Origin of the sequence: Nocardia sp. NPDC004860, from assembly GCF_040609015.1 — a bacterium.
GTDB lineage: Bacteria > Actinomycetota > Actinomycetes > Mycobacteriales > Mycobacteriaceae > Nocardia.
On the sequence record NZ_JBEXJI010000001.1, the window covers coordinates 143,305 to 156,593 of the forward strand.

Annotated in this window: 11 protein-coding genes and 1 pseudogene; 2 read left to right on the forward strand and 10 right to left on the reverse strand. The window is 68.5% G+C overall.

Translation table 11 applies throughout. The annotated features are described in order from the left end of the window. Positions 1–191 precede the first annotated feature (191 nt). The 6 genes from ABZV44_RS00680 to ABZV44_RS00705 all read right to left on the reverse strand — a co-directional run bounded on the left by ABZV44_RS00680 (position 192) and on the right by ABZV44_RS00705 (position 8,945). Complete coding sequence (locus ABZV44_RS00680; protein ID WP_354830279.1) at positions 192–2,948, reverse strand: AAA family ATPase; 2,757 nt, start codon at positions 2,946–2,948, stop codon at positions 192–194. A 153-nt stretch (positions 2,949–3,101) separates the two neighbouring features. Then, entirely contained in the window at positions 3,102–5,855 is a 2,754-nt protein-coding gene (locus ABZV44_RS00685) for an AAA family ATPase (protein WP_354830281.1), read from the reverse strand. A 42-nt stretch (positions 5,856–5,897) separates the two neighbouring features. Then, a complete protein-coding gene (locus ABZV44_RS00690; RefSeq protein WP_354830283.1) occupies positions 5,898–6,776 on the reverse strand; it encodes an alpha/beta hydrolase in 879 nt (292 codons plus the stop codon). Between the two features lie 17 nt (positions 6,777–6,793). Then, on the reverse strand, positions 6,794–7,804 hold the full coding sequence (locus ABZV44_RS00695; protein WP_354830285.1) for a zinc-dependent alcohol dehydrogenase family protein: 1,011 nt from the start codon (positions 7,802–7,804) through the stop codon (positions 6,794–6,796). Continuing rightward, positions 7,801–8,253, reverse strand: coding sequence for a hypothetical protein (locus tag ABZV44_RS00700; protein WP_354830287.1), 453 nt, complete (start codon positions 8,251–8,253; stop codon positions 7,801–7,803). Before ABZV44_RS00700 ends, ABZV44_RS00695 begins: the two co-directional genes overlap by 4 nt. 47 nt (positions 8,254–8,300) lie before the next feature. Next, a complete protein-coding gene (locus tag ABZV44_RS00705) occupies positions 8,301–8,945 on the reverse strand; it encodes a VOC family protein (RefSeq protein WP_354830289.1) in 645 nt (214 codons plus the stop codon). A gap of 455 nt (positions 8,946–9,400) precedes the next feature. Between ABZV44_RS00705 and ABZV44_RS00710 the strand changes: the two genes are divergently transcribed. Together ABZV44_RS00710 and ABZV44_RS00715 are read left to right on the forward strand one after the other, a co-directional pair. After that, the gene (locus ABZV44_RS00710; protein WP_354830291.1) at positions 9,401–9,814 is read left to right on the forward strand and encodes a nitroreductase family deazaflavin-dependent oxidoreductase; all 414 of its coding nucleotides are present in this window, start codon (positions 9,401–9,403) and stop codon (positions 9,812–9,814) included. A 123-nt stretch (positions 9,815–9,937) separates the two neighbouring features. Next, positions 9,938–10,321 (forward strand): VOC family protein, encoded by a 384-nt coding sequence (locus tag ABZV44_RS00715; protein WP_354830292.1) that lies wholly within the window; start codon positions 9,938–9,940, stop codon positions 10,319–10,321. A gap of 15 nt (positions 10,322–10,336) precedes the next feature. Here ABZV44_RS00715 and ABZV44_RS00720 read toward each other — a convergent pair. The 4 genes and pseudogenes from ABZV44_RS00720 to ABZV44_RS00735 all read right to left on the reverse strand — a co-directional run. Next, positions 10,337–10,528 (reverse strand): annotated as a pseudogene (locus ABZV44_RS00720) (DUF397 domain-containing protein); the annotation flags it as partial. A 56-nt stretch (positions 10,529–10,584) separates the two neighbouring features. Continuing rightward, positions 10,585–11,328: an SDR family oxidoreductase gene (locus ABZV44_RS00725; protein WP_354830294.1), complete on the reverse strand. Its 744-nt coding sequence runs from the start codon at positions 11,326–11,328 to the stop codon at positions 10,585–10,587. Between the two features lie 17 nt (positions 11,329–11,345). Beyond that, positions 11,346–11,756, reverse strand: a complete 411-nt coding sequence (locus ABZV44_RS00730) for a DUF3224 domain-containing protein (protein WP_354830296.1) — start codon at positions 11,754–11,756, stop codon at positions 11,346–11,348. Between the two features lie 30 nt (positions 11,757–11,786). Continuing rightward, the gene (locus ABZV44_RS00735) at positions 11,787–13,280 is read right to left on the reverse strand and encodes a UbiD family decarboxylase (protein WP_354830298.1); all 1,494 of its coding nucleotides are present in this window, start codon (positions 13,278–13,280) and stop codon (positions 11,787–11,789) included. Positions 13,281–13,289 lie beyond the last annotated feature (9 nt).

The following is a 13,289-nucleotide window of genomic DNA, read 5'->3' on the forward strand; positions in this document are numbered from 1 at the left end:
CCAGTTCGAAGCCGATGTCCCAGCCCGGTGTGGCAGTGACTCGATCAGCGTCACGCCGCCGGGTACCGGCTCGCGCCCGGGAGAATCCCTGGTGCCGACCCCGGCCCAGCACTCGACCAGTGGTGCCAGGGTGCCGGGCAGGACCGTCGCTCGAGGCTGGCGCCGCCATCGGATCCGGCGCCCGGCCCGGTCTATCGGGCGCGCTGAGCAAGGGCGCTCGCGAGTTCGCGGCGGGAACCGATGTCGAGCTTCGTGAATACCTTGCGTAGATGCCACTCCACTGTGCGTGCGCTGAGGAACAATTGGGCGCCGATCTCCGGGTTGGTGCGGCCGTCGCGGGCGAGCCGGGCGATGAGCGCCTCCTGATCGGTGAGCGCGTCCGCCTGATCGACCTGGCGGCGGCGAACGCGTTTACCGGTGGCCAGCAGTTCGCGCCGAGCGCGCTCGGCGAACGCTCCGGTTCCGATGTCGGCGAACATGTCGTGGGCCGTGCGCAGATGCTCACGGGCATCGTCACGCAACCCTTCTCGATGCAGCCATTCGCCGTAGAGCAGATGCGCGCGCGCCAGTTCGGGGCGAAGCTCGGTGCGGGCCAGTCGTTCGATCGCCTCGCGGTAGAACTGCGCGGCCGCTGCACCGGTGGACGTCAACGCCCGGCAACGGGCCACGAGCCCGAGCCCCTCCTCGGTGCCACCCGGCAATGCGATCTGTACCAGCTGGTTCACCGCCGACGTGGCGAGCCCGGTTCGGCCGGTTCGCATCGCCGCCTCCACCAGTTCGGGCAGCGCCCAGTTGGCGACGAAGAGGTCCGGAGAGCTCTCCCGGGCGCGCACGGCCTCGGTGACGGCCTCGTCGTGATTGCCGAGTCCGTTGTGCAGCACCGCCATTGCCCACCCGCAGTAGGTGATGGCCAGGCCTTGCCCCGTAGCCTTCGCCACCTCGAGCATCGAGCGGACCAGGCCTTCGGAGCCGGCCCGGTCGCCACGCAGGCAGGCGAGGATGATCGGGGCGAAGGACCACGCACTGGCCCCGGTCGCCTGGCACACGGCTTCGGACTCGGCGATGATCGCGGCCGTCGCGGCGAAGTCGCCGGTCCACGCGGTGACCGTGCCGAGGGTCGACAATACGACCGGCAGCAGGTCGGCGGCCGCCGCGCAGCGGATGACCTCCGCGTTACGCTCCAGGATCCGCCGCCAGGCAGCGTGATCCCAGAGCGCGACGGCGGCCGCGTGCGCGAGCCAGCTCCACCGCAGCACGTCCTCGGGCGATTCGGTGGTGCCGTCGAAGGCATCGACCACTTCGCGCAGCACGGGCGCCGCGTGGGCCGCACCCGCGGTGATCGCCAGCGACAGCGCATGCAGGATCTGCTCGGGCCTGCCGGGACTGGCCGACCGTGGCAAACGCTGTGCGGCGCGGGATATTTCGGCCAGATTGCCGTCGAAGGCGAGTCCACCCGCGAAGACCGCCGCGATCCAGGCGGACAGAAACGTCTCGCGTGCCTGGCCCAGATCCAAGGCCGACAATCGGATCGCCGCGCGCAACAGTCGCCCCGGCGCGTCGTTGCCCGAGCCCGAGGCGAAGGCGATCTGCCCGCGCAACAGGTCCGCGCGCGCATGCTGGGACGGATCCAGCGGATCTACTTCCATGGTCGCCAGCAATCCGAGAGCCGAATCATATGATCCCGCTTGCAGATTCGCCTGCGCGGCCGCGAGCAGTCGTTCGACGCGATGCCGGGGATCCGCGGACAGCAGCCCGGCCCGTTCCAGGAAGGCCGCTGCGGCAGCGGGGCCGCCGCGTGCCTGGGCACGGGCGGCGGACCTCTCCAGATCCGCAGCGGCGGCGTCGTCTGGGCCCACGGTCGCACGGGCCCGGTGCCAGGCCCTGCGATCGGGATCGAGGGTCGGATCGGTTGCCTCGGACAACGCCCGGTGGATGTCGCGACGATCGGAGTCGCTGGCCGACCGGTAGGCGACTGACCGCAGCAGCGGATGCCGGAACCAGACCCTCGTGCTGAATTCCGCGACCCCCGCTTCCACCGCGGGGGTCGCCGCCGACAGCCCGATACCCAGCGCCGAGGCCGCCTTCCACACCAGCGCGGCATCGCCCGACGGGTCGGCGGCGGCCAGCTGGAGCAGTCGGCACGTGTCGTCGGGCATCGCGGCGAGTTGCCGGCGAAATCCGTCCTCGATTCGGCTGGACAACGTGACCGCGTCGGGCAGCCCGAAACCGCCGGCGAGGCGATGCCAGGTTGTTCCGCGTGCCCACTCCAGCATGGCCAACGGGTTGCCGCGGGTCTCGGCCACGATCTGGTCCCGTACCCGCGCATCCATCGATCCCGACATCGCGGACTCGAGCAGCGAGTGCGCGTCCGGGTCCGACAACCCGGTCACGGCGAGTTCGGGGATACCGGCCAATTCCTCTGCGGCGACTCGGGTTCCGAAGACCACCCCGACGCGCTCCGCGGCCAGCCGTCTCGCCACGAATCCGAGCACCTGGGCCGAGGCCCGGTCCACCCAGTGATGGTCGTCGACGACGCACAGCAGTGGCTGATCCTCGGCGGCCTCCGACAGCAAACCGAGGACCGCCAGCCCCACCATGAACGGCTTCGGCGGCGGCCCCTCACTCAGCCCGAATGCGGTACGCAGCGCATCTCCCTGGGGCGCGGGCAGTTTGCCCACCCGATCGAGCAGCGGGCCGCACAGCTGATGCAAAGCCGCGAAGACCAGTTCCATCTCCGACTGCATGCCGATCACGCGCAACACCCGCAGACCGGTTGCCCGGCCGGTGAGATTGTCCAGCAGTGCCGACTTACCTATGCCCGCGTCACCCCTGAGTACAAGGACCTGGCTCTCCCCGGCGCGCACGGCGTCGAGCAATCGAGTGAATGCCTCGCGCTCGCCGTCGCGACCGACGAGACCGCCGGCGCGGCCCGGCCGCATGGAACTCATTGCGAGAACTCCCCTTCGAACTGTGCGGTCCCCGTGTTGGACCACGTCACAGCCTGTCCGAGGAGCCCCGGTATTCGCGCCCGTGTTGCCCCCGGTGAACACCCGGGTTCTCGCAATGCCGCGATGATCCCGCGGCGGGCATGTGCGTCGGGATCAGGTGGCGCGCGCGACCTCGCGGTCCGGGAGCGCGTCACGCAACTCGCGTCGAGAGCTGATCCCGAGCTTGCCGAAGACCTTGCGCAAGTGCCATTCCACGGTGCGGGCACTGATGTACAGCTCGCTGCCGATTTCCTGGTTGGTGCGGCCGTCGCGCGCCATGCGGGCGATCTGGCCTTCCTGCGGAGTCAGGTCGTTGAGTGTGTCGGAGGTTCGTTTGCGGACCTTCTCCCCGGTGGCGAGCAGTTCGTGCCGGGTGCGTTCGGCGAATCCGTCGGCCCCCATCGCGGCGAATTCCTCGAAGGCCGCCTTCAGGTGGATGCGTGCGTCGCTGCGCCGGCGTTCCCGGCGCAACCACTCGCCGAACAGCAGTCGCGACCGTGCGCGCTCGAACCGCAGGCGCGTGCGGCCGAGATGCTCGACCGCCTCGGTGTAGGAACGTTCGGCCGCGTCGCCGACACTGATCAGGGCTCGCGAGCGCGCCAGAAGCCCTGCCGCCCAGTCTGATTCGGGAACCGCCGCATAGGCGGTCAACCTGTCCAGCGCACTCATGGCGGCTTCGGTGGCCCCGCTACGAACGGCAGCCTCCACCAGATCCGGCAGCGCCTGCGCTGTGAAGGGGCCGAGGTTACCTTCGGCCGCCCGGACCGCGGCGTCGAACGCCAGGTCGTAGTGGCCGAGGCCGAGGTGGAGCAGGGCGGTCGCGCGATCGGCGATCTGCAGACCGAGCCCTTCGCCGCGAGCCGTCGCCTCCGCTGCGACGGTCGCGATCAGCGGTGCAGCCTGGGCGGCGTTTCCCTGGTAGGCCAGCAGGAACAGGTCGCCGTACGACGCTCTCTGCGTTCCGGTCGCCTCTTTGACCCGTTGCTCCTCGAGACCGAGGTCGCGCGCGTGCTCGACGTCTCCGCGCCACAGCACGACCACGCGATGGGCGTTGAGCGCGTTGGCCAGCGGCGCCAGCGCTCCGGCTTCGCGCGCCAGCGCCACGTGCCGGGTGCTGGCCGCATCCCATGCCTCGAAGTCCCACAGTGACAGGGCCGCGTTCGCCACCAGCACGCCGCGACGCAGGAAGACGTCCAGGGGGACGTTGGTGTCGAGGAAGGACGTCACTGCCTGCCGTAGCGCGGGTGCCGCGGCGGCCGTTCCGTCCGTGACCAGGGTGGCCAGTCCGGGGCCCAGCGAGTCGATCGGGCTCGCAGAACTCGACGACGGCGCCGAGCAGGCGGCTCGCGAGACCAGCATCAGGTCACCGTCCGGATGCGCCAGGCTCCCTGCGACGAGTGCGGCGCCCCAGGCGTCCAGGTACGTGTCGCGGGCCAAGCTCGGGTCGAGGGACTCGAGCCGGCGAGCCGCCCGTACCAGCGCGACCGGAGCGTCGCTGCCCGATTTCGCCGCGCGTCCGGTGAGCCCGCGCACGAGGTCCGCGCGGGCGCGTTGCAGGTCGTCGACCGCATGTGCCTCGGCTTCGGCGACAAGTCCGAGGGCCGTGTCGTAGCGGCCCGCGTCGAGGTGTGCCTGCGCGGCCTCCAGGGTGCGTTCGGTGCGTTGTCGCGCATCGGCTGTGAGCGCCGCGGCCCGCTGCAGGAACGAGGCAGCCGCGGCGACTCCGCCTCGCGCCCTGGCACATTCGGCGGCGTCGTACAGCGCGGCCGCGACGTCCTCGTCGGGTCCGGTGGTCGCGGCGGCGAGGTGCCAGACCCGGCGTTCGGGCTCGGCCTCGGCATCTAGCGCATCTGCCAGCGCGGCGTTCACCGCGCGACGTTGCTCCGGCGTGCCGGCGCTGTAGGCGGCGCTGCGTATCAGCGGGTGGCTGAACCGCACTTGTTCCCCGACCTCGAAAAGCTGCGCCTCCTCCGCGGGCGCTGCGGCAGCCGGCCCCAGGCCCAGCGGCTGGGCGGCTCGCCACAGCACGGTGGCGTCTCCGGTGGGTTCCGCGGCAGCGAGCAGCAGCAGCCAGCGGGTCGGGTCGGGCAGCTCCCGAATGCGCCGCACGTAGTGGTCGTGGAGGTTGCCGGCCCCGATCGCAGGGAACGCGAATCCGCCCATCAGCTCGGCCTTCCCGCGCTGTGCCAGTTCCAGCAGTGCCAAGGGGTTCCCGTGTGTCTCGGCGACGATCCGGTCGCGGACCCTGCGGTCGAGCTGTCCAGGGAGGATCGCCGTCAGAAGTGCGACCGCCTCGTCATGGTCGAGGCTGGACACGGCGAGTGCTGGGATGCCCGCAAGCAGTTGCTCGCCCGCGGGCTCGCGGACCGCGAACACCATGAGCACCGACTCCACTGCCAGCCGCCTGGCCACGAAGCCGAGGACCTGGACCGATGCGTCGTCGAGCCATTGGGCGTCGTCGAGCAGGCACACGACCGGCTGGTTGGTCGCCGCTTCCGAGAGCAGTCCGAGGACCGCCAGTCCGACGACGAACTTGTCGGGCGCATCTCCCGCCACATATCCGAAAACCACTCGGAGAGCGTGGGACTGGGGATCGGGCAGTGCGGGAATCAGGTCGAGCATCGGCAAGCAGAGTTGGTGCAGGGCCGCGAACGGCAGCTCGAGCTCCGACTCGACGCCGGTCACCTGGACGACGCGGCAACCGGTCGCCTGATCGGAGAGGTACTCGAGCAGTGTCGTCTTGCCGATTCCGGCTTCGCCTCGCAGCACCAGCGCCCCGCTCTCACCGGCGCGAGCACGGCGCAGAGCGTCGTCGAGGCGGTGGCGTTCCTCCATGCGACCGCGAAAGGCGGTGGTCCGTGGGGCCATTCCGCCACATTAGCCACCGCCGTCGCGTTGGACCGCGCGCTTCTATTCGGCCGGTCCGGCGAGGAACTCGTCGACCAGCGTCGCGAACTGGCGGGGGTACTGGAAGAGGAACCCGTGGGCCGCGTCGCTGAAGATGCGCAACCGCGCGTTCGGCAGCTGGTCGACGAGCAGCTGCGAGTTCACGGTGGGGATCATCAGATCGTTGTCGCCGGTGGCCACGAGCGTCGGCTGGGTGATTCCGGCGAGGCGGGCCAGGCGGCTCGGGTCCGGGATTCCCCACTCGACGATCGCGTCGTACTGGGCTCGCGCGACTTCGGGTCCGGTCTGCCGGTCGGCGTTCTCGGTGCGGCTGAAAATGCGCTGCACATAATCGATTCCGAGTGCGCGGCTGGTCTCGGTGACCCCGAAGAAGATGTGCAGCAGATCCTCGAGGCCGTTGTCCGCCTGGTTCGCGGTGCGCTCGATGTCGAAGGTCCAGCCGTGCATCTGGCGACCGCCCCGGGGCCCGGTGCCGGCCAGTACGAGCCGGCGTACGACACGCGGGCGCAGGAGTGCGATCTCCTGGGCGACCATGCCGCCGAGCGAGAACCCGAGCAGGTCGACTTCGCCGAGGTCGAGTGCGTCCAGGAACGCGATCGCGTCGCGCGCCATCTCGGTCACCGTCACCGGCACCGTGCCGGTGGACAGGCCGACCCCGGTGTTGTCGAGCAGGACGACCTCGCGGTGCTCGGCGAGGCCGTCCACCAGGATCGGGTCCCAGTTGTCGAGGTTGCCCCGGAAGTGCTGCAGGAACACCAACGGCGGCCGGTCGGCCGCGGCGTTGCCGAAACGGCGGTAGGCGTAGGTGACGCCGTTCGCGGCGTCGATGGTCTGGATCCGGGCGGTCATCTGCGACTGCCCGGCGATCTGGGTGGTGGTCATCTGCCTCTTCCTCTGCTTCAGGCCCGGGCTGCGGGGACGATGAGGACCTTGCCGTTGCGCTCGGTCTGCTGGGCGTGCTGGATTGCCTTGGCGAACTCGTCGAGCGGGTAGGTCGCGGTGACCTCCGCGCCGATCACTCCTTCGGCCACCAAGCCGGCGAGCTCGGCGTACATCCGCTGGACCTTCTCGCGCGGCGCATTCTGCAGCCAGCCGACGATGTAGACCGACCGCAACGCGATTCCCCGGTAGATCAGATCCCCGAGCGGGATCGCGGGTGTCCGGCCCGTCGCCGACGCGAACGCCACGACAGTTCCCCCGTCCGCCACCGCCGTCACCAATCGCGCCACCTGGTCCGGGTCACCGGTGCCCTCGAACAGCACCCGAAGGCGTGCTCCCGCGAGCGCCTCGTCCATCCGGACGGCGAGATCCTCGCCGTCGACCAGAACGATGTCGGCCCCCAGCGCCTTCACCTCGTCGACGACCGCGTCACGGCGGACGACTGCCAGGGTGTTGAGACCGGCCCGCTTCGCCAGCGGGATGAGGTAGTGGGCGACGGCCGAGTTGGCCAAGTCCAGTCCGACCCAGTTGCCGGGCCGCAGATCGACGTACTCGTGCAGCAGCACGTGGGCCGTGGCCGGGTTGACGGCGAGCATCGCCAGTTGCTGCGGGTCCACGTCTTCGGGGACCGGCACCACGTTTGTTGCCGGCACGACCGTCTTGGTGGCCCACGTGCCGAACCGGAACGTCGGGATCATGATCACGCGCCGCCCGATCAGGGCCGGGTCCACGCCCGGCCCGGCCTCGACGACACGGCCCACGCCTTCCGCGCCCATCGCCGCGGGCACGTCGGGGTAGACCCCGAACCAGCCCATGGCGAACAGCGCGTCGGCTCCGTTGACGGGCGCGGCTTCGACCTCGACCACGACCTCGCCGGCACCTGCCGTGACGTTCTCCTCCGACACGAGGGCGATGTTGTTCTCGAGATCCGTGCCCACCGCGGTCACGATCACCTTGTCCACGTCGGTCATGACCGCACTTCCTTGCGAGCCTCGATCGCGGACACCGAGTTGCGGAACGCCTTGGTCAGCACGCTCCTGCCGACGGTGGCGAGCACCGCTCCGAGGAACCACCCGCGAAGGTTCTTGCCCTCGCGCACCACGACGTAGTCGATATCGGTGGTGCCGTTGGCACGCTGGGTCAGGTCGTAAGTGTGTCCGGAGGCGCGGCCCCACGCGTTGGACGCGGTGGTGGTCAGCACCACGTGCTGCGGGTTGCTCCAGTCGTACCAGAGCCGCTCCCAGACTCCGCCGGATCCTTCGGTGACGTCCGCGTGATGGTCGTCCCGGGCGTGTACCTCGAGGTACGCGCCATCGCTGTTGCCGAACAGCTTCGGACGATCCGGACCGAAGTCGGTGAGGGCCGCCACGAATTCCTCGGGCGTCACGCGCGTGTTCGCGTGCATGCGGATGGTGGTCATCGCTTTCTTCTCCTCGCTGGATATCTCGGGTGATGTTTTGTGGTCTGCTACTCGGGCAGCTGCTCGCCGTGGTGCTCGGCGACCATGTAGGCCGCGTACCACTCGGGCCAGGCCGTGTCGTACTCGCCGCCGTTGCGGGCCTCGTGCTCGCCATGGGCGGCAGCCGCGCGCTTCAGTGCCTCGACCAGGTCGCTGGTAGTGGCGTACGACGTCTCGGTGGCCTCGACGCGGCCCCGGATGCGGGTGGTGACCTCTTGAAGCAGGAAGGCATTGCCGTCCGGGTCCGTAAAGGTCGCGAACGACCCGTAACTCGCCCGTTCGTCCGCCGCTCCCGCCACGCGGCCGTCCCCCGACATGGGCTGGAACTGCGCTCCAGGCGCACCGGGGTGGAAGACCTCGCTGATCTCCGCGCCCTGGGCCGCCAGCGCGTCGCGTGCCTGTTGGACGTCGGAGACCACCAGGTACAGGCCTTGCGCCGTGCCGGGCTCCGCAGTCGTGATGTTGGTGCCGAACTGGATCGACGTCGGCGAGCCCGGTGGGGTGAACTGCACCACCCGGAAGCCGTTGTCGAATTCGAAGTCGGCGTCCAGGCGCCAGCCCAGACCGTGGTAGAACTTCTTCGACCGGTCCACGTCGACGACCGGGATGACTACCGCCTCGAGCTTCAGCGCGGGAACCCCTGTGGTGTTCATTGCCTGCACTCCTTGTTCTGTTGCCAGCGGTTGCTTACAAGTCCAAGAGTGCGATCGGACCGGCTTCGTCGAACCAGTGCCGAACCCTGGTCGACACCCGGGCACAGCCCCTTGGTTCCGGACTAGAGCCGGTCGCGTAGGTACAGGGTCTGCAGCATGGCGCCCAGCAGACGAAGAGGTTTCATCTTCGACTGCTGGGGGCTGGGAGTTGCCGATCGAGCGGTATGGCGTCGGCGGCGTCCGGGACGGTCGCGATGGGAGAGCCGCTCACCACGTCCCCGGCCGGTGGTAGGCAAGGCGATCGAGTCCCGAAGTCCCGCAGGGGTTCTGAACCTCTGTACCGTCGCAGACTCTGGGTTGTCCGCTTGTCCGCCCCTGCCCCGCCCACTGACGCAGCGGAATTTCTCCCCGGCCCGCTCGGTTGGCAGCAGCAGATCTGGAACAGGACAGGGGTTATGAACGCATTCAACGAATCCGTGATCGAGGAGTTTCGGGCCAACGGCGGGAAGGTCGGCGGGACGTTCGAGGGGCGCACCAACATGGTGCTGATCACCACGACCGGGGCGAAATCCGGCCGCGCGATCACCAATCCGCTCGTCTACGTCCCCGACGGTGAGCGCATCGTTCTCATCGCGTCGAACGGCGGCGGGGACAAGCATCCCGCCTGGTACCACAACCTGCGTGCCAACCCCCTGCTCACGGTGGAGGTCGGCGACGAAACGTACACGGGCAAGGCGGAATTCGTCACCGGGCCGGAAGCGGACGAGCTCTATGACCGCATGGTCGAGCTCATGCCGGTGTTCGCGGAATACCGGGTCAAGACGACCCGCAAGATTCCCGTGATCGCCGTGTACCGCGAAACCGCGTGAAATCCCAGACCGCCGTTCCCACCCGAATTCCGCCGGTGTGATCCATGCCACTGCCTGTCACATACTGCCGACGCGGCCGGTCGAGAGAGTGAACCCGCGAACAACGGCAGGAAAGAGAAGGCAATGGCTCTGCAGGTCACCACCATCATGCTGGCAGTGGACGACATGGAACGTTCCAAGAAGTTCTACGTCGCGCTCGGCGCGAAGCTCGGCCAGGATTTCCCGAACTTCGCCTCGTTCGAACTCGACGGCGGCTCCGCCCTCGGCATCTACCCGGTGGCCCACGCCGCCGGCGACGCCGGAGTCTCCCCCGAGGGCACCGGCTTCCGCGGCGTCTCCTTCCACCACATCGTCGACACCACCGAAGAAGTCGACGCCGTGATCGACACCGCCATCTCCTCCGGCGGCGCAATCGTCAAGCCCGCCACCGCCGCCCAATGGGGTGGCTACTTCGGCTACATCGCCGACCCCGACGGCCACCTCTGGAAGATCGCCACCTCCGCATGACCGCGACCTCGACGGTCAACGGCCCGAAGTTGAACGGGCCGTTGACCTTTCGAATGTCGGCCAGCCCCTCGGGCAGCCGAACCCGCCGCCGCGCAAGCCGCGAGTGAACACATCCCATTCGCCGGGCGTGAATACCAGCGCCCGGCCATCGGCGTTCTTCGAATGACGAACGCCGACCTTCCCCCCATCCAGGAACGCGACCTCGACACACTCCCCCGCCGGCCTGGCTGTAGCTGCGACTCACCTGAATGCAGCGGCAGTACTCAGACGGTGCCGCCGTTGACGCGGATGTTCTGGGCGGTTACCCAGCCACCCGCGTCGGAGGCGAGAAACGCGACCACGGCGGCGATTTCGTCGGGCCGGCCGAGCCTGCCGAAGGCGCTCAACGCTTCCAGGCCGGCGAGGAACTGTTCGCTCTTGCCGATCCGGTAGGTCTCGGTCTCCGTGGCGCCGGGGCTGACGGTATTGATACTGATGCCGCGTTTGCCGAAATCCTTCGACAGGATGTGGGTGAACTGTTCGACCGCGCCCTTGGTGGCGTCGTAGACCGCGTAGCCGGGCAACATCAATCCGGTCGTCGAACTCGAGATCGTGATGATGCGCCCACCGTCGGCCAGGTGATCCCAGGCCAGCTGCAGACCGTGGAACACGCCCTTGACGTTCACCGCGAAACTGCGATCGAACTCTTCGGAGGTGACCTGGTCGAACGGCTTGGTGATGGCCACCGCCGCATTGTTCACCAGGATGTCCCAGCGACCGAAGGCGGAGAGCAACTGCTCCACCATCGCCCGGTACTCGTCCGCGTTCGTCACATCCGCCGCGATCTCGATCGCGCTGCCGCCGGCCGATTCGATCTCGGCGACAGCGGCTTTGGCGAGATCGGGGGTGTGCGGGTGATTGATCACCACCTGCGCGCCCGCGGCCGCCAGGGCGCGGGCGATGGCCGTGCCGATACCGGTGGCCGCCCCGGTCACCAGGGCCGTTCTGCCGGCCAGTGATTCAGACATGCGGTGTCCCTTGCCTTCTATTCGAACCAGTAGTCGAGCCAGATCTCGGCGTTCTCACCGAGGTTGGCCTTGAAGCCGCCGGTGCCCCGCAAGCCGGCCAGCTTGCCGGTGCCCGACTCGGGTACCACGAACCACTCGCCGCTGACGACGTTGTCGGCGACGCTGCCCTGGTCCTGCAGCAGGAAGGTGCCCGCCCGGCCGGCGATGGTGCCGGTGACCCGTTCGATGCCGACGAAGCTGGCGGTGCCGTCCGCATTGGCGGACTGCAGGAACTCCACCACGCCCTCACCGGAGATGTCGCCGCTGAAGCTCTCCTCGACGTGGATCCGGGTCAGCACCGGGCCCTCGGCCGGCTCCTCGTAGGCCGCCGGCTCGTACTTGTGGACGGTGATCCGGCCGGTGGCGTGGGTGGTTTCGGGATTGCTCATCAATTTCTCCTTCATTTCTCGGAATACGGATCAGCGGTATCCGTACTTCTGCCAGTTCGACAGCACGCGCTGCTGAATCTCTGCGGGCCAACCGTTTTCGAAGCTGCCCTTCACCGGGCGCTTGCCCTCCGGGTAGAGGTCGGCGAGCAGGCAGTTGTAGACCACCTTGCCCGCCATGAAGGTGTGCTTCTCCTCGTCGTCGAGGTACACCGGCAGGTCGTCGCTGAGCTTGTGCGGGAAATGGAATTCACCGCGCTCCACGTCGGGGTGCGACCGGGTCGCGAACGCCCACACCACCTCGTCGAGGTTGGTGATGTCGACATCGTCCTCGACCAGCAGGATCTTGGGCGCGTTGACCGATGCCTTGCCGGTGAACGCCACATCGGCGACCCGCTGTACCAATTCGGCCGAGGAGATCCCGAGAGTCCGGTGCCAGTCCTGGCGCACCGACAGGGTCAGCCAGTGCATGGCGGCCTCGGGGGTGTGCCAGGCCGAGGAGACCGGCAAACCGGCCTGACGCAGTTGGTAGAGCAGTTCCGCGCCGTGCATGGTGGCGGTGCAGGTGTGGTCTTCCTCGACCGGCGGGCCCGCGGCGACCACCGGCAGGATGGCACCGTCGCGATAGGTGATCGCGGTGACATCGAAACGCGCCTTCGGAGAGGCGACAGTGGCGTTGTAGCCCGGGAATTCGTTGAACGGGCCCTCCATGACGGTTTCGTCGATCGACACGAAGCCTTCGATCACGATCTCCGCGGTCGCGGGCACCAGCAGGTCGACCGTCTCGGCCGGCACCACCTCGATGCCCTCACCGAAATAGCCGCCGATGAAGTCGCACTCGGATACGCCCTCCGGCAACGGCATTCCGCCGACGAACGGCAGTCCCGGCTCCACGCCCAGCGCCAGCACGATCGGCATCGGCTTGCCGATCTCGGCCCACTTCGAGCGGACGATGCCCAGATGCTGCACCGGAGCGATCAGACAGGCCAGGCTCCTGCGGTCGTGGATCATCATGCGGTTGACCGACCAGTTCGTCCACGACCCGTCCGGGGTGCGGGCGATATTGATGCCCCAGGTCTCGATGTAGCGACCGCCGTCGTTGCCGTGAATGCGCGGCGTCGGGAAGATCGTCAGGTCGACATCGTCACCGAGCAGGATGTTCTGCTTGCACGCAGCGCCCTCCCTGGGCACCTCCACCGGCGGAATACCCGGCTTGCTACGGGCCTCGACCAGCGCCTCCATCAGCTCCTGGCCCTTCGCCTCGGCGGGTAGCCCGAGCGCCATCGTGATGCGCGCCAACTGATGTTCGGCGCTGCTGAACGCACCGGGGGCGCCCAGCACCCGGAACCCGGTATCGCCGTACCCGGTGACGTTGGTGAAAAGCGGTGCGGGAGCGCGCAGATCGTAGGAGCGCCGGGTGACCGCACCGATTTCCAGATCCCAGTCGACCTCGTGATCGATGGTCTGCAGCTCGCCGATCCGCTCCAGCTCGGAGAGAAATTCGCGCAGGCTCTTCAGATGTTTCACGATGATCCC

Coding starts and splice junctions, on each gene's coding strand:
- ABZV44_RS00680 (WP_354830279.1), bottom strand. CDS start 2,948: ATGAGTTCCATGCGGCCGGGCCGCGCCGGCGGTCTCGTCGGTCGCGAC.
- ABZV44_RS00685 (WP_354830281.1), bottom strand. CDS start 5,855: ATGGCCCCACGGACCACCGCCTTTCGCGGTCGCATGGAGGAACGCCAC.
- ABZV44_RS00690 (WP_354830283.1), bottom strand. CDS start 6,776: ATGACCACCACCCAGATCGCCGGGCAGTCGCAGATGACCGCCCGGATC.
- ABZV44_RS00695 (WP_354830285.1), bottom strand. CDS start 7,804: ATGACCGACGTGGACAAGGTGATCGTGACCGCGGTGGGCACGGATCTC.
- ABZV44_RS00700 (WP_354830287.1), bottom strand. CDS start 8,253: ATGACCACCATCCGCATGCACGCGAACACGCGCGTGACGCCCGAGGAA.
- ABZV44_RS00705 (WP_354830289.1), bottom strand. CDS start 8,945: ATGAACACCACAGGGGTTCCCGCGCTGAAGCTCGAGGCGGTAGTCATC.
- ABZV44_RS00710 (WP_354830291.1), top strand. CDS start 9,401: ATGAACGCATTCAACGAATCCGTGATCGAGGAGTTTCGGGCCAACGGC.
- ABZV44_RS00715 (WP_354830292.1), top strand. CDS start 9,938: ATGGCTCTGCAGGTCACCACCATCATGCTGGCAGTGGACGACATGGAA.
- ABZV44_RS00725 (WP_354830294.1), bottom strand. CDS start 11,328: ATGTCTGAATCACTGGCCGGCAGAACGGCCCTGGTGACCGGGGCGGCC.
- ABZV44_RS00730 (WP_354830296.1), bottom strand. CDS start 11,756: ATGAGCAATCCCGAAACCACCCACGCCACCGGCCGGATCACCGTCCAC.